The organism is Kitasatospora sp. NPDC004240, from assembly GCF_053603215.1.
The window spans coordinates 12191-27585 of record NZ_JBSGFD010000037.1 but is presented as its reverse complement, the minus strand read 5'-3'; the positions used below and the strand labels follow the sequence as shown (position 1 = coordinate 27585).

Sequence of the window (15395 nt, the reverse complement as noted above, 5' to 3'; positions counted from 1 at the left end):
CGGGTGACGGCCCGCCGGCTCAGCCGGTGGCGGCCGTCCCCGGGGGCAGCTCCAGCTCGAACCAGACCACCTTGCCGTTGCGGGTCGAGCGGCTGCCCCAGCGGTGTGCCAACTCGTTGACCAGGTGCATGCCGCGCCCGCCCTCGTCCTCCTCGCGGGCGCGGCGCATCCGGGGCGCGTGGGTGTCCTCGTCGGCCACCTCCACGGTCAGCAGCCGGTTGCAGAACAGCCGCAGCTGGGTGGGCGATCCGGCGTGCACCAGGGCATTGGTGATCAGCTCGCTGGTGAGCAGCTCGGCCCAGTCGGAGAGCGCGCCCAGCCCCCAGCCCGCCAGCGTCTCCCGGGTGAAGCGGCGCGAGTGCGCGACCATCGCGTGGTCGCCGGTCAGCGACAGCGTGGCGATCCGCTCCGAACCGACCGGCCGCACCTGCGCCATGATCACGGCGATGTCGTCCTCGCTGGTCCGGCCGGTGAGTTCGGCCAGGACGGCGTCGCAGGTCTGCTCCAGCGAACGCCGCCGGTCGGCGATGGTGCGGCACAGCAACCGCAGGCCCTCGTCCAGGTCCCGGCCCCGGCGCTCCACCAGCCCGTCGGTGTACAGCGCCAGGATGCCGTCCTCGGGCAGCGTGAACTCCACGCTCTCGAAGGTGACCCCGCCCACCCCCAGCGGCACGCCGGGCGGTAGCTCCAGCAGCCGGGCGTCGCCGTCGGCGTCGGTCACCACCGGGGGCAGGTGGCCGGCGCAGGAGGCCGTGCAGCTGCGGTCCATCGGGTCGTACACCGCGCAGACGCAGGTCGCGAACTGGCCCTCGCCGATCGCCGAGGTCGCCTCGTCCAGCCGCTGCAGCACCCGCGCCGGGTCCATGTCCAGGGTGATCAAGGTCCGTGCGACCGTGCGGAGTTGGCCCATGGTGGCGGCGGCCCGGATGCCGTGGCCCATCACATCGCCGACGATCAGCGCGACCCGTCCGGAGGAGAGCGGCACCACGTCGAACCAGTCGCCGCCCACCTCGCTGACCACGCTGCTCGGCTGGTAGCGGTAGGCGATCTCCAGGCCCAGCGAGCGGTGGATCTCCTGCGGCAGCAGACTGCGCTGCAGGGTCAGCGCGGTGTCCCGCTCCCGCCGGTACAGCCGCCCGTTGTCCATCGCCAGCGCGGTGCGCGCCGCCAGCTCCTCGGCCAGCGCGCGGTCCGCCGGACCGAACGGCACCGGATTGCCCATCCGGATGAACTCCGCGCCGCCCAGCACCAGTCCGCGCGCCAGCAGCGGCACCATCAGGTACGAGTGCACGCCCGCGTCCAGCCCCGGCTGCACCCGGTCGGGGGAGGCCACGATCCGCGTCAGCGCGGGTTCGTCCACCTCCGAGACCAGGATCGCGCGGCCGGTCCGCAGGCTCTCCGCGTAGATCTTGGCGGACATCGAGGTCTCGCCGATCTGGTCGGCGGCCGCCGCCATGGTGCCCTCCGGGCCCACCTCGCCCACCGCGACCGCGCGCATCAGCACCGAACCGTCGGCCGGCACCGGCCCGGGCTCCTCGCCGCTCAGCACCGTGTCCCGCAGGTCCACGGTGACGAAGTCGGCGAAGCGCGGGATCACCACCTCCACCAACTCCTCGGCGGTGCGGTGCAGGTCGAGCGTGGTGCCGATCCTGGTGCTCGCCTCGTTCAGCAGCGACAGCCGCTGCTGCGCGGCCCAGGCCTCGTCCAGCGCGCGCTGCCGGGCGGCGGCCGCGTCCCGTTCGCGGGTGAACAGCAGCGCGTTGTCGATCGACACCGCCGCCCGCACCGCCAACTCCCCGGCCAGCGCGAGGTCGTCCTCCTCGTACGGGCGGTCCACGATCGTCCGGTAGAAGCCCGCCACCCCGACCGGCGCGCCCCGGGCGATCAGCGGCACCACCATGAAGGAACGCACCCCCTGCTCCCGCACCGCCAGGGTGCGCACCGGATCGTCCGAGAACCAGGCCATCCCCTCCTCGTCCATCCGCGGCACCAGCAGCGGCTTGCGGTTCGCCAGGCTCCATGCGTACGGCGAGCCCGGCACGAACCGCTGCACCCCGCCGACCCGCGCGATCGGCTGCAGCGTCGAACGCTCCGCCGAGTGGAACGCCATCCGGCGCAGCACCGCCGAACCGTCCGCCGAGGTCCGGGCCTCGCGCTCGCCGCGCACCAGGTCGTCCAGCACCTCCACCACCACCGCGTCGGCCAGCCTCGGCGTCGCCACCTCCGCCAACTCCCTTGCCGTCTGAGCCAGATCGAGGGTGGTGCCGATCCGGGTGGAGGCCACGTTCACCAGTGCCAGGCGCTCCTGCGCGGCCTTGGCCTCCCGCAGCGCCTGCTGGCGGGCCAGCACGGTCTGGTGCTGGCGCAGGTACAGCCGGGCGTTGTCGATCGCGACCGCGGCCCGCGAGATCAGCTCGTCCCCGAGCGTGATGTCCGCCGCCGCGAAGGACTCCCGGTCACCGCGCCGTGAGTACACCACCATGCCCAGCGTGGTGCCGCGCGCCACCAGCGGCGTGATCCGCACCGAGCGCGGGCGGTCGCCCACGAACGCCTGCTTGCGGCTCTCGTTGATCGTCTCGCTCAGCGGCGGCAGCTCCCAGGACGGCACCACCACCGTCCGCCCGCTCGACATGGCCCGCGCGTACGGGGAGTCCGGCGCCACCTCGTACACCGCGTCCACCGGCAGCGCCTCCGCCGGGTACTCCCGGTCGGTCGTCGCCAGGGCCAGCCGGCGCACCTGCTGCGGGGACGACGGGTCCAGCGGCTCCACGCTGCGCCCGGCCACCAGCGCCTCCAGCGCGAACACCCCGCTGATGTCCGCCACCCGCGGCACCATGGCGTCCGCCAACTCCCGTGCGGTCTGCCGCAGATCGAGCGTGGTGCCGATCGAGGCGGTCGCGTCCACCAGCAGCGCCAGCCGCTCCTGGGCACGCGCCGCCCGGGCGTCCGCGCGGAACCGCTCGGTGATGTCGACCAGCGTCGAACTCACCCCGAGCACCCGCCCGCCCGGCTCCTCCAGCCGGAAGTAGGAGGCGGACCAGGCATGGTCGTGGTCAGGGTCGCTGGGCGTGCGGCCGTGCGAACGGGTGTCCAGCACCGGGATGCCGCTCTCCAGCACCTCGCGCATCACCGCCTCGGACTCCTCGCCGTTGATCCCCGGCAGCAACTCGGCGAGCCGGCGTCCGAGGTGCTCCTCGACCGACAGGCCGTTCACCCGCGCGAGCGCGTCGTTCAGGCGGACGAAGCGCAGATCGGAGTCGTACACCGCCATCCCCACCGGCGACTGGGTGAAGAACCCGTCCAGCACCGCCAGGTCGGCCTGGATCCGGCGCAGCGTCGTCACGTCCGAGGCGACCGCCAGCACCAGCGGCTGCCCGCCCGGGCCGGCGATCGGGTGGGTGCGGAACTCCAGGTTCACGTGGTGCCCGTCGCGGTGCTTCACGGGGAACACTCCGGACCAGCCGCGGCCGTCCACGATCTCCTGGAACAGCTCCACCACGCCGGAGCGCTGATCGTCCGAGGCCAGCAGCTGCGCGGCCTTCGCCCCGATCGCCTCCTCGGCGGTGTAGCCGAGCAGCGCCTCGGCGTCGTTGCTCCAGTGCAGGATCCGGCCGTCCGCCTCGATCAGCGCGGTCGCAATCGGGACCATCAGCAACGGGTCCCTCCGTGCGGCCGGGCGCGGATCACTGCGGCGCTCCGCGCGGAACCCGCCCGCACCGGTGCCGTACGTGATGCCGCCGCCCGGCGAGTCGCCGTGGTGTGCGCCGGTCTTCTGATGCTCGTCCGCCATGGCCAGGGAACCGCCCGGAGATCGTCTACCAGCCCTGCCATCTTCCCACGCGGTCCCTACGGGACGCTCGCGCGGTGAAGGGTTCTGTAGACCGGTCTGCATATTTTTCAGGGCATGTAGACCGGTCTACATATTTCGGCGGGAGTGGGTGTGGGAGGTGGACCGGTCTACATATTTTGGCGGGGCGGCCACGGAAGGTAGACCGGTCTACATATTCTGCGCGGGCCGGGCGTCCGGGCGGCTCGGCGACGTTGGCGGTCCGGTGGCTGGCTGACCCGGCGGTCCGGTGGCCGACCGGCCCGCCACCCCGGCGGCCTCGGCGAGGAGCGGGGCATCCGGGCGACCCAGGATGCCTGGGTCGCCTGGGCAAGCCCAGGCCGACCGGCGTCGCAGCAAGCTCACCCGCGCAGAGGGGGGGCGCGGCGGCCGGGCCCTCCCTGAGCCGCGCTGATCGGGCCGGCCCCGGAAGCCCCGCCCGGGCGATTCAGGACGCCGTGGCGTACTCCTTCTGCAGCACCCGCAGCAGCTTGGTCCCGGCCGGGTCGACCGAGCGGCGCGAGTTCGCCAGCGCGATGACCCCGACCCGCCTCTCCGGGTCGAAGGCCACGAAGGAGGCGAAGCCGCCCGTCCCGCCGTTGTGCCAGATCTGCAGGTGGCCGCCCTGGCGGGGGTGGAGCCGGTGGCCGAGCCAGCCGAGGTGCGCCCAGGCGAACGGGTTCACCCGGTGCTTGACCTCGCGGGTCAGCGTGATCGCCTCCGCCAGCGACCCGCCCTCCCCGGCGCGCCCGCCCTCCCCGGCGCGCCCGGCCTTCCCGGCGCTCCCGCCCTCCTCGGCGGCCCCGGCCTCTCCGGTGGTCCCGTCGGCCGCGAGCTGGGCGCGCAGCAGGACGACCAGATCGGCGGCCGTGGACCTCAGCGCCCCGGCCCCGGCCAGGTCGGCGAGGTGCCAGGCCGGGACCGGCCGGCGCCCCGGCGAGTGGCCCCGGGCGAGCCGGGCGGCCTGATCCTCGTCCACCGTCACCACGGTGTCGGCCAGGCCGAGCGGCTTGCACACCTCCCGGGTGATCAGCTCCTCGTACCCGAGGCCCGCCCGCCGGGCGAGCGCCAGGCCGAGCAGTCCGGAGCCGAGGTTGGAGTACCGGAAGCTGCGCCCGGGTCTGGCGCGCAGGCGGGTGCGGCCGAGCCCGGCGAGCAGCCGGTCGCTGGTGCACCGTGCGTACGGGTCGGGCTTGCGCGGGTTGATGAGGGCGGGCAGCAGCATGCCGGCGGGCAGTCGCGGCAGTCCGGAGGTGTGGGTGGCCAGGTGCCGCAGGGCGATCGACTCGCCGCCCTTGACGGGGACGGCGGTACCGGCCGGCATGGCGTCGGCGACCAGGTCGGCGAGCGGCTCGTCGAGGGTGACCGAGCCGGCCAGGGCGAGCCGGGCGAGCGTGAGACCGGTGAACACCTTGGTCACCGAGCCGATCTCGAACAGCGTGTCGGCGCCGGGGACTTCGCCGCGTCCGAGGGTCGCGTCGGGCGCGGCGCCGGCGCGGCCCGCGCCGCGTATCTCCACGTCGTCGCCGGCGAGGGCGGCGACGACCACCCCCACGTGCGGTCCGACGAGTCCGTCGGCGGTGCGCTGGACCAGGCTGCCAAGATCGCTCATGTCCGCGAGCCTAGGGGCCGCCGGAGTGGCCCGTCGTCCCCCGTCGCGATGATTCCGACCCCCGCCGATCCTCCTCGACGCGTACGTACCTGCCCATCCTCGCTGGTACGCCCCGCCAACCGGGCCCGCCCTGCCAACCGGCCCCGCCCTGCCAACCGGCCCCGCCCCGCTACGCAACGCACTGCTGCGCACGCCCCGGGCAGCACCGTGCCCCCGGCACCTAAGGACGGTGGCGGGGGCACGGCGGAGGGCGGTCGACCGCTCAGCGGCCCGGACCGCTCAGCAGCTCAGGTTGGAGCCCGGGACGGTACCGAGGATCTGGGTGAAGCTCTGGTAGGAGTTGATCCGGCTCTGGACCTGGGCGGGGTTGCCGCCGTTGCACTCCAGGGAGCCGTTGATGCTGCGGATCGTCTCACCGAAGCCGCGGCCGTTGACCATGGCGTTGTGCGGGGTCATGGTGCCGGGGCCGGTCTGGGTGTTCCAGTACCAGAGCGCGGTCTTCCAGGCGACGGCCGGGTCGTTCTGCACCAGGTTGGGGTTGTTCAGCAGGTCGATGCCGAGGGCGTCGCCGGCCGCCTTGTAGTTGAAGTTCCAGCTGAGCTGGATCGGCCCGCGGCCGTAGTACGCGGCCTGGCCGGCGGGGCAGCCGTACGGGCGCGTGGTGTCGCAGTAGTGCGGGTAGTTGGCGGTGTTCTGCTCCACCACGTAGTACAGGCCGCCGGTCTCGTGGTTGACGTTGGCGAGGAAGGCGGCGGCCTCCTGCTTGCGGACGGTGTCGGTGCCGGTGGCCGCGAACGCCGGGTAGGCGGCGAGGGCGTCGAGCAGGCCGCGGTAGGTGTAGAAGGGGTTGCGGTTCGGGAACATCTGGTTGAACTGCGCCTCACTGACCGGGAATCCGCCCGGGTTGGCGGTCTGCGTCGGCGAGGTCGAGCCGGTGGGCGTCGGGTACGGCGTGCACTGGTGGGGTGCCCAGTACCAGGTGCTGATGACCGGGTCGTAGCCCGGGTTGTCGTGCAGCGCCCGGTAGTAGAGGCCGTTGGTGTAGCGGACGACGGTGCCCTCGGTGTACGTCCGCCCGGCGACCCAGTCGGGGAACAGGCAGCCGTCGGGGGCGGTCGGGCTGGCGGTGGGCGAGGGGCTGGAGCCGCCGCCGCAGACGCCCTGGTCGTTCCAGACGCCGGATCCCGAGGTCGTCGGGGTCTCGTTCTGGGTCCACCAACGGGCCGTCCAGTTGTGCCCGTTGTACGAGACGGACGCGCCGCCGTTGTACACGGCGTTGGCGCTCCACGGCGTGGCGCACGCGCTGGCGCCGACCGAGGTGGACGGCAGCAGCATGGCGACCGCCAGCGCCGTGACGACGGCGGAGAGCAACGCGACTATGCGCTTGACTGACACTTCATCACCCCTTGTGCGGTGTGGGGCCGCACGGTAGTGGGACTCGGACCAGGCGACAGGGAGGGCCGCGACCCCCTGGGGCCCTGCGTGGGGAGCGGGCCGGCCGGGCTACGCGCCGGTACGGGGGGTTGACGAAGACTCAAGCGGAGTGGTCTATACCTGTCAAGGGGCTTCGCCCGCTTTGGTGCATACGGGCCCGGAATGCACACGTGACCCGCCCCGTTCCTGCCCATCCCGGCCGCCGGCGGCGGGCGACGATCCCCGTCCGCCCTGCCCCGCCGCACCTGCCGCACCCGCCTCACGGAGCCCGCCCCACCACACCTGTCGCGCCCGCCTCGCCTCACCCGCACCCGCCGTACCCGCACGGCCCCACCGCCGCCCCGTCTGGAAGGATGGCCGGATGGTCGACACCCCCGGCGCGGCGCCGGAGCACGGCAGTGGTCGCGGCGGCCCCGGCGAGGCGATCCGCTCCGGCATCCCGGAGCACGGCCGGGTGCCCAAGTACTACGCGGTGAAGGGCCAGTTGGAGGCCCTGCTCGACGAACTCGGCGAGGGTGGGGTGCTGCCCACCGAGCGCGAGCTGGCCGCCCGCTTCGAGGTGGCGCGCGAGACGCTGCGGCAGGCGCTGCGCGAACTGCTGCTCCAGGGCCGGGTCCGCCGGCGCGGGCGCAGCACGGTGGTCGCCGGGCCGAAGCTGGAGCAGCCGCTCTCGCTGGCCAGCTACACCGAGGGCGTGCGGCGCCAGGGGCACCTGCCGGGCCGCGACCTGATCGGGCTGGAGCGGCTGCCCGCCGATCCGGTGCTGGCCCGCCAGCTGGGCATCGCGGAGGGGGTGCCGGCCTGGCACCTGGAACGGGTCCTGCTGGCGGACGGCGAGCGGATCGGCCTGGAGAGCACGTACCTGGCGGTGGCCCGGGTGCCGGCGCTGGACCGGGAGTTCGACCCGGGCGGCTCCTTCTACGCGTTCCTGCGCGAGGTGGGCGGCATCGAGCTGGGCGCCGCCGAGGAGCGGATCGAGACGGTGCTGGCGACCCCGCGCGAGGCGCTGCTCATCGGTACGCCCCCGGCCCTGCCGATGCTGCTGCTGCATCGTCTGACCAGGGACTCCGCCGGCGTGCCGCTGGAGCGGGTCCGCTCGCTCTACCGCGGGGACCGCTTCAGCTTCACCACCCGCCTCGACGCGGCCGACTGAGCCCGGAGCGCCGCCCCGGCGGCCCCTCCGCGCCCCTCCCGCCCGCCCCCGTCCTCCCCACCCCCTCCCGCCTCAACAGTCACAAAACGATAACGGGTCTGGACCGAATTCCAGAGCTGTTCACGCCCGGGCCCCGGTCCCGGCGCGCTGCGTCCACCCGCCGCTCCGACCGTGGTCACCGCTCCACACCGACGCACCGACCCCCTCCATGACGCAGCAACAGGAGAGCGACGTGACTGCAGGAATCCCCCGGCGCAGCCTGCTCCTCGGCACCGCCGCCGCCCTGGCCGGCGCGGCCACCGCGGCGGCCGTCCCCCTCGCCCGCCCGGCCCGGGCCGCGACCGCCGGGACCACCGCGGCCGCCCGTACCCCGAAGGTCCTGGTCATCGGCCTGGACGGCGCCATGCTCACCCGTATCAAGGACGCGGACGCGCCCAACCTGGACGCCCTGATGGCCGGCGGACTCACCGCCGCCAGCAGCCTCTACGCGAGCCCGATGGCGGGCACCTCCTCGGGCCCGGGCTGGTCCACCATCGCCACCGGTGTCTGGCCGGACAAGCACAACGTGCGCGACAACGACTTCACCGCCCCCGCCTTCGCGACCTACCCGGACTTCCTCACCCGGGTGGAGACGGCCGCCCCCGCGCTCGCCACGTACGTGGTCGCCTCCTGGGCGCCGATCGCCGACACCGTCTACGGCGGAGCGGTGGACACCCGGGTCGCCACCCCGGGCGCCGAGTACGACGCCGGTACAACCTCCCGGGCGGTGGCCCGGCTGCGCGACGCGAACCCGGACGCGGTCTTCGTCCAGCTCGACAACGTCGACCACGCCGGCCACTCCGGCGGCGCCGCCAGCCAGGCCTACCTGGACGCGATCAAGGGCGTGGACGGGCAGGTCGGCCAGCTGGTGGCGGCCGTCCGCGGCCGGGCGGGCTACGCCCAGGAGGACTGGCTGATCATGGTGACGGCCGACCACGGGCACACCGACACCGGCGGGCGCGGCGGCTCCACCTGGAGCGAGCGGCAGACCTTCGTGATCGCCAACGGCGGCGGCTTCGCGGCCGGCTCGGTGCGCCACGACGTCCGGATGGTCGACATCGCGCCGACCGCCCTGGCCCACCTCGGCATCGCGATCGACCCGGCCTGGAACCTGGACGGCGTCCCGATCGGCTCGCTCGTCCCGGACGACTTCGACGCGCTGCGCCCGCTGCTCACCGGGCGGGTGGACGAGACCGGCATCGCCGCCGGCGTCCTCGGCTTCACCCACACCCCGCCGAGCGGCTGGTCGGTCGACAACTCCGCGATGGGCACGGGCGGCGTCACCGAGTGGCGCGGCTGGTCGTTCACCACCGACGAGTTCTGGACCAAGGCCCAGCGGGACCAGTACCGCGAGCTCAACGTCCGCTCGCGCAACGTCTTCGCCGTCGCGGACTCCGACGAGTGGGCCGACAAGAGCTTCAAGGGGACCTACGACTCGACCCTGGTCAGCCCGAGCTACCCGGTGGCCGGCCGGGGCACCGTGACGGTCCGCTACACCACCTACTACCAGCAGGAGGGCGCCCAGACCGCCCAGGTGCTGGCGGTCTGGGACGGCGGCGCCCCGGTGCTCGTCAAGAGCTACGACGCCGAGGTCAACGGCCCGCAGACGCTGACCCTGGCCGTCCCCGCCGGCGCCACCGGGCTGCGCCTGCGCTTCCGCTACACCGGAAGCAACAACTGGTACTGGGTGCTCGACAACGTGCGCGTCTCCTGACCGCGCCCGAACGACGCTGCCCGAACGACGCTGCCGAAGTGACACTGCCCAAGTGGCGCTGCCCGAACAGCGGTGCCCGAACGACGCTGCCCGAGTGACGGCGCCCGAACGGCCGTGCCCGGCGGGCACCCGGGGGCCTGCGGTCAGTCGTCCAGCGCCTCGCGCAGCCGCCGGGCCACCTCGGCCGCCTCGGCCTCGTCCGGGTAGTGGCCACGCGGCCAGAAGAAGCCGCGCAGCCCGTCCTTCGGGTTGCGCGGCACCACGTGGACGTGCAGGTGCGGCACCGACTGGCTGATCCGGTTGTTCGCCGCGACGAAGCTGCCGGCGGCGCCCAACCCCCGCTCCACGGCGGCGGCAACCCGCTGCACCCGTAGGAAGAAGGGGCCCACCTCCGCCGCCGGCAGGTCCGCCAGTGTGCGGTGGTGGGCCCGGGGCACCACCAGCACGTGCCCGGGGAACAGCGGCCGGCGGTCCAGGAAGGCCACCGCGGTCTCGTCCGTGAGCACCCGGTGCGCGGGCTCCTCACCCGCGACCACGGCGCAGAAGACACACTCCACCCGCCCATTCAAAACGGCGGACGTCCCCGCTGCATCCCGGGACCGCAGGGGGAACACCCGCCGCACCGGCACACCCGCCGCGCCGGCTCACTCGTACCGGTACAGCAGCGCCTCCCGCTCGGCCTGCTCGATCATCTCGATGGTGAGCGAGGGGTCCCGCAGGTGGGAGAGGGTGACCTCGGCGGAGCTGGGCTGGGCGTCCGGGGCCAGCCAGTTCTCCGGCTTCCAGGCGTTGCCGCGCAGGAACGCCTTCGGGCAGTGCCCGTACACCTCCTCGACGCCGACCACGATCGCGCTGCGCGGCGGCTTGCCGACGGCGGTCAGCTGCTCCAGCAGCCGGGGGTCGGTGGAGACGCAGGCGCGGCCGTTGACCCGGAGCGTGGTGTCGCGGCCGGGGACGATGAAGATCAGCCCGACCCGGCCGGTCTCCAGGACGTTGTGCAGGGTGTCGAGCCGCTTGTTGCCGGTGGCGTCCGGGATGGCCAGGGTGTGGTCGTCCAGGACGGACACCAGGCCGGCCGGTCCACCGCGCGGCGAGACGTCGCAGTTCCCGGCGGCGTCGGTGGAGGCGATGAGGACCAGCGAGGAGCAGGCGATCAGCCGGCGGGCCACCTCGTGGAGGTGGTCGACCTGCTTGCGCCGCGCGGCCTCGCCCGGCTGCTCGTAGATCTCGCGGAGCTGGGCGGGCTCCCGCAGGGCGTCGGCGGCGAGGGACGCGAAGAGGCCGCCGGGCGTGCCCTGATCGGTGGTTGACGGAACCGTGGACTCCGAGCTGATGGTCATACCGGCAATCTAGTCCAGCGTCGTACGGCGCTCACGAACATTGTCCCCGGACCCCTCCCCACCAGCGGTTTCCCGCCCATAATGGGGCCAGGGGCTTCCGTGGGAGGTGGTCGCCGTGATCGTCAGGATCTGGACCGCGCAGGTCATGGCCGGGCACATCGAGGAGTTCTGTGCCGTCCTCACCTCACAGGTCATCCCACAGCTCGGGCGGACGGACGGGTGCCTGGGCGGCGAGCTGCTGCGCTCGATGACCGGCGACGGCCACCGGGTCCTGGTGGTGAGCCGCTGGCGGGACGAGGACTCGCTGCGCGGGTACGCCGGGCCGATGTGGCGGATCCGCCCGGTGTGGTCCGAGGGCGAGCTGCGCTACCTCGCGCATCCGCCGGAGGTCACCCACTTCACCCCGATCCCCGGCGCGACGTGAACCCGCCCCGGCGCGACGTGATCCCTCCGTACGCACGACCGGCAGCGCCCCGCGCACCCCAGCACCCGCGCGCCCTCCCGCACCCGCGGAGCCGCCCCGCGCATTCCCGGCCCCCGCGTGAAACAGGCCACAGCGGAACCCTCTCCCTGACCCCTCGCGGATCATGGCAGAATGACGGCAGAAGTAGCAGTGACGTTCAGCGCACTCCGGGGTCGGTGAAAATCCGAACCGGCGGTTACAGTCCGCGACCCGTCCGCAGCCAGCGGCCGGTTGACCAGGTGAAATTCCTGGACCGACGGTTAAAGTCCGGATGGGAGGCGTGCGCGGCGGACGAAGAGCAGTACCCGTGGTCCCTCGTCGGACCCCGGGAGACGGTGTGTACGACAGGAGAGCTCTCGCCTTCCCCGTCGGGCCGGTCCGAACCGGCCGGCAGGACGTGGAACGCCGGGTGCGCGCCTGCCCCGACGCGCCGGTGCCCGTCCGTGTCCTCTCCCAGTGCCGCCCCGGAGTCCGCGCCCCAAGCGCGAGGAGAACCCGGGTGTTCACCGGCATCATCGAAGAGCTCGGCGAGGTCGTGTCGATCGAGGAGATCGGCGACTCCTCGCGTATCCGCCTGCGTGGCCCGGTGGTCTGTCAGGACGCCCGCCACGGCGACTCCATCGCGGTCAACGGCGTCTGCCTGACCGTCGTCGACAGCCCCGAGGAACTGGCCGCCGGCACCGGCGAGTTCAGCGCCGACGTGATGGCCGAGACGCTGCACCGCTCCAGCCTCGGCGCGCTGGGGACGGGCTCCCGGGTCAACCTGGAACGGGCGATGGCGCTCGGCGCCCGGCTCGGCGGGCACCTCGTCCAGGGCCATGTCGACGCGACCGGCACCCTGCTCTCCCGCGAGCCCGGGGACCTCGACGCCGACGGCCGACCGCGCTGGGAGGTGCTGCGGTTCAGCCTCCCGCGGTCCATCACCCGCTACCTGGTGGATAAGGGCTCGATCACCGTGGACGGCGTCAGCCTCACCGTGGTCGAGGCGGCGATCGACTCGTTCACCGTCTCGCTGATCCCGGCCACGCTCGAACTGACCACGCTCGGTGCCAAGGCCGTCGGCGAGCCGGTCAACCTGGAGGTGGACGTCCTCGCGAAGTACGTCGAGCGCCTCCTGGACTCCCGCACCCTGCCCGACACCATCGCCGGGGAGGACCGGTGAACGCGCTCACCGGTGTCGCCTTCACCGCCTTCGGCGAGCAGGTGAAGTGGGCCGACATGATCGGCAACCTGCTCGGCCTGGGCGCCCTCGCGCTCGGCTGGCGGCGCTCGGTGTGGAGCTGGCCGGTCCAGCTGCTCTCCGGCGTCGTCCTGATCGCCGCCTACCTGAACGGCCACGTGCCCGGCCTGATCGGCAAGCAGCTGATCGTGATCGTCGCGGCGGCCTGGGGCTGGACGCAGTGGCAGCGCGGCCGCGGCGAGAGCGGCCGGATCGACGTCCGGTTCGCCACCTGGCCCGAGCGGGCCGCCCTGGTGGCCGGCACCGCCGCCGCCACCGGAGCGCTGGCCTGGCTGTTCCTGGCCAACCCGAGCCTGTCCTGGAGCCCCTGGGCGGACGCCTACATCTTCACCGGCACGCTGGCGGCGATGTTCGCCCAGGCCCGCGGCTGGGTCGAGTTCTGGTTCGCCTGGGTCGCCGTCGACCTGGTCGGCGTCCCGTTCGCCTTCAGCAGCGGCTACGCCTTCTCCGGCCTCACCTACTCCATCTACTTCGTCCTGGTGCTGCTGGGCCTCCGCTCCTGGTGGCTGAGCACCCGCGAGCCGCGCACCGCGTCCGCCTCCGTCCCCCAGGGAGTCACGGCATGACCGCCAACCAGTCCGGCCCGACCGCCGACCAGTCCCCGACGGCCGACCAGCCCGGCCCGACCGCCGACCAGAGCGTCGAGCCGTCCGCCGAGCAGCCCCTCGACCTGGTCCTCGACCCGATCGAGCGCGCCATCGCCGACATCGCCCTCGGCCGGGCGGTGATCGTGGTGGACGACGAGGACCGCGAGAACGAGGGCGACATCGTCTTCGCCGCCTCCGCGGCCACCCCCGAGCTGCTGGCCTTCACCATCCGCTACAGCTCCGGCGTCATCTGCGCGCCGATGATCGGTGAGGACCTCGACCGGCTCAAGCTGCCCCCGATGACCCAGGTCAACGAGGACCGCAAGGGCACCGCGTACACCGTCTCGGTGGACGCCCGCGAGGGGGTCTCCACCGGCATCTCGGCCGCCGACCGGGCCCGTACCGTCCGGCTGCTGTCCTCCCCGGGCACCGACGCGGGCGACCTCACCCGCCCCGGCCACGTGTTCCCGCTGCGCGCCGTCGAGGGCGGCGTGCTGGTCCGCCCCGGCCACACCGAGGCGGCCGTGGACCTCGCCCGGCTGGCCGGCCTGCACCCGGCCGGCGCCATCGCCGAGGTGGTCAACGACGACGGCAGCATGGCCCGGCTGCCCGAGCTGGTCGCCTTCGCCCGCGAGCACGGCCTGGCGATCGTCTCCATCGAGGACCTGATCGCCTACCGCCGCCGCACCGAGCTGCACGTCGACCGGGCCGCCGTCACCGCGCTGCCCACCGCGTACGGGGAGTTCACCGCGGTCGGCTACCGGGGCACCATCGACGGCGTCGAGCACATCGCGCTGGTCGCCGGCGGCCTGGACGCCGAGGGCCGGCTGCCCGACGGCGAGGACGTCCTGGTGCGGGTGCACTCCGAGTGCCTGACCGGCGACGTGTTCGGCTCGCTGCGCTGCGACTGCGGCCCCCAGCTGCAGGCCTCGCTGGAGAAGGTCGCCGCCGCCGGCCGCGGCGTCGTCCTCTACCTGCGCGGCCACGAGGGCCGGGGCATCGGCCTGGCCCACAAGCTGCGCGCGTACGAGCTGCAGGAGCAGGGGCGCGACACCGTGGACGCCAACCTGGACCTCGGCCTGCCCGCCGACGCCCGCGACTACAGCATCGGCGCCCAGATGCTGTGCGACCTCGGGGTGCGTTCGCTGACCCTGCTCACCAACAACCCGCAGAAGCTCACCGCGCTCACCGAGCACGGGCTCAAGGTCAAGGGCCGCGAGCCGGTCGAGACCCCGGCCGGCGAGCACAACCTGCGCTACCTGCGCACCAAGCGCGACCGGATGGGCCACGAGCTGCCAGGCCTCGGTTCCTGACCGACCCCGCACGCCCTGACCGACCCGCACGCCACCCCGCCACCCGAACCATCCCCGAAGCACCACCGAAGCACCACCGAAAGGGACCAGCACATGAGCGGCCACGGAGCACCCCAGCTGACCATCGACGGCGCCGCCGGCCTCAAGGTCGCGGTCGTCGCCGCCCAGTGGCACGACCAGGTGATGAACGGCCTGCTGGACGGCGCCCACCGGGCCCTGAAGGAGCTGGGCGTGGACGCGCCCACCGTGCTCCGGGTGCCCGGCACCTTCGAGCTGCCGGTCGCGGCCAAGCGCCTCGCCGACAAGGGCTTCGACGCGGTGATCGCCCTCGGCGTGGTCATCCGCGGCGGCACCCCGCACTTCGACTACGTCTGCCAGGCCGCCACCTCCGGCCTCACCCAGGTCAGCGTCGACACCGGGGTGCCGGTCGGCTTCGGCGTGCTGACCTGCGACGACGAGCAGCAGGCGCTGGACCGCGCGGGCCTGCCGGGCTCCGCCGAGGACAAGGGCCACGAGGCCGTGACCGCGGCCGTCGCCACCGCCGTCACCCTGCGCGCGCTCTGACCCGAGGCCCGTGCGTGCTCTGAGTCGAGGCCCGTGCCTGCTCCGGGCCGAGGCCCGCGCCTGCTCCGAGCCGCCCCGCGCGGAACCCCGCGGCACCCCTCCGGACCGTG

12 protein-coding genes and 1 riboswitch are annotated in these 15395 nt (G+C 73.6%); of the genes, 7 read left to right on the top strand and 5 right to left on the bottom strand.

Annotation, left to right across the window (positions count from 1 at the left end):
* Positions 1-19: 19 nt before the first annotated feature.
* The 3 genes from ACWEQL_RS12825 to ACWEQL_RS12815 form a co-directional block, all read right to left on the bottom strand.
* Complete coding sequence (locus tag ACWEQL_RS12825) at positions 20-3790, bottom strand: SpoIIE family protein phosphatase (RefSeq protein ID WP_452150250.1); 3771 nt, start codon at positions 3788-3790, stop codon at positions 20-22.
* 484 nt (positions 3791-4274) lie between these two features.
* Positions 4275-5438, bottom strand: coding sequence for a serine hydrolase domain-containing protein (locus ACWEQL_RS12820; protein ID WP_452150249.1), 1164 nt, complete (start codon positions 5436-5438; stop codon positions 4275-4277).
* 279 nt (positions 5439-5717) lie between these two features.
* A complete protein-coding gene (locus tag ACWEQL_RS12815; RefSeq protein ID WP_452150248.1) occupies positions 5718-6833 on the bottom strand; it encodes a glycoside hydrolase family 19 protein in 1116 nt (371 codons plus the stop codon).
* Between the two features lie 400 nt (positions 6834-7233).
* On the opposite strand from ACWEQL_RS12815, the gene ACWEQL_RS12810 reads away from it, so the two are divergent.
* Both ACWEQL_RS12810 and ACWEQL_RS12805 read left to right on the top strand, forming a co-directional pair.
* Positions 7234-8025 carry a GntR family transcriptional regulator gene (locus ACWEQL_RS12810; protein WP_452150247.1) on the top strand — a complete coding sequence of 264 codons (792 nt, stop codon included), beginning with the start codon at positions 7234-7236 and terminating at the stop codon, positions 8023-8025.
* Between the two features lie 208 nt (positions 8026-8233).
* Complete coding sequence (locus tag ACWEQL_RS12805) at positions 8234-9778, top strand: alkaline phosphatase family protein (protein ID WP_452150246.1); 1545 nt, start codon at positions 8234-8236, stop codon at positions 9776-9778.
* Between the two features lie 143 nt (positions 9779-9921).
* Here the strand turns inward: ACWEQL_RS12805 and ACWEQL_RS12800 are convergent, their stop codons facing one another.
* A complete protein-coding gene (locus ACWEQL_RS12800) occupies positions 9922-10335 on the bottom strand; it encodes an HIT family protein (RefSeq protein WP_452150245.1) in 414 nt (137 codons plus the stop codon).
* Between the two features lie 87 nt (positions 10336-10422).
* The gene (locus tag ACWEQL_RS12795; protein ID WP_452150244.1) at positions 10423-11118 is read right to left on the bottom strand and encodes an MSMEG_1061 family FMN-dependent PPOX-type flavoprotein; all 696 of its coding nucleotides are present in this window, start codon (positions 11116-11118) and stop codon (positions 10423-10425) included.
* Positions 11119-11233: 115 nt separating this feature from the next.
* Here ACWEQL_RS12795 and ACWEQL_RS12790 point away from each other — a divergent pair, with 115 nt between their 5' ends.
* From ACWEQL_RS12790 to ribH, 5 genes are all read left to right on the top strand, one after another.
* Complete coding sequence (locus ACWEQL_RS12790; protein WP_452150243.1) at positions 11234-11542, top strand: antibiotic biosynthesis monooxygenase family protein; 309 nt, start codon at positions 11234-11236, stop codon at positions 11540-11542.
* A gap of 198 nt (positions 11543-11740) precedes the next feature.
* Positions 11741-11868, top strand: a riboswitch (FMN riboswitch).
* Between the two features lie 212 nt (positions 11869-12080).
* On the top strand, positions 12081-12743 hold the full coding sequence (locus ACWEQL_RS12785; RefSeq protein ID WP_452150242.1) for a riboflavin synthase: 663 nt from the start codon (positions 12081-12083) through the stop codon (positions 12741-12743).
* A 56-nt stretch (positions 12744-12799) separates the two neighbouring features.
* Complete coding sequence (locus ACWEQL_RS12780; RefSeq protein ID WP_452150275.1) at positions 12800-13387, top strand: nicotinamide mononucleotide transporter family protein; 588 nt, start codon at positions 12800-12802, stop codon at positions 13385-13387.
* Positions 13384-14721 carry a bifunctional 3,4-dihydroxy-2-butanone-4-phosphate synthase/GTP cyclohydrolase II gene (locus ACWEQL_RS12775; RefSeq protein WP_452150241.1) on the top strand — a complete coding sequence of 446 codons (1338 nt, stop codon included), beginning with the start codon at positions 13384-13386 and terminating at the stop codon, positions 14719-14721. The genes ACWEQL_RS12780 and ACWEQL_RS12775 overlap by 4 nt, the downstream gene beginning before the upstream one ends.
* Before the next feature lie 93 nt (positions 14722-14814).
* Positions 14815-15285, top strand: coding sequence for a 6,7-dimethyl-8-ribityllumazine synthase (gene ribH, locus ACWEQL_RS12770; RefSeq protein WP_452150240.1), 471 nt, complete (start codon positions 14815-14817; stop codon positions 15283-15285).
* Positions 15286-15395: the final 110 nt, after the last annotated feature.

What these genes read in the sequence shown, in the direction of transcription:
- ACWEQL_RS12825 (WP_452150250.1), bottom strand. Translation starts at nt 3,790, where the DNA reads ATGGCGGACGAGCATCAGAAGACCGGCGCACACCACGGCGACTCGCCG.
- ACWEQL_RS12820 (WP_452150249.1), bottom strand. Translation starts at nt 5,438, where the DNA reads ATGAGCGATCTTGGCAGCCTGGTCCAGCGCACCGCCGACGGACTCGTC.
- ACWEQL_RS12810 (WP_452150247.1), top strand. Translation starts at nt 7,234, where the DNA reads ATGGTCGACACCCCCGGCGCGGCGCCGGAGCACGGCAGTGGTCGCGGC.
- ACWEQL_RS12805 (WP_452150246.1), top strand. Translation starts at nt 8,234, where the DNA reads ATGACGCAGCAACAGGAGAGCGACGTGACTGCAGGAATCCCCCGGCGC.
- ACWEQL_RS12795 (WP_452150244.1), bottom strand. Translation starts at nt 11,118, where the DNA reads ATGACCATCAGCTCGGAGTCCACGGTTCCGTCAACCACCGATCAGGGC.
- ACWEQL_RS12780 (WP_452150275.1), top strand. Translation starts at nt 12,800, where the DNA reads ATGATCGGCAACCTGCTCGGCCTGGGCGCCCTCGCGCTCGGCTGGCGG.
- ACWEQL_RS12775 (WP_452150241.1), top strand. Translation starts at nt 13,384, where the DNA reads ATGACCGCCAACCAGTCCGGCCCGACCGCCGACCAGTCCCCGACGGCC.
- ribH (WP_452150240.1), top strand. Translation starts at nt 14,815, where the DNA reads ATGAGCGGCCACGGAGCACCCCAGCTGACCATCGACGGCGCCGCCGGC.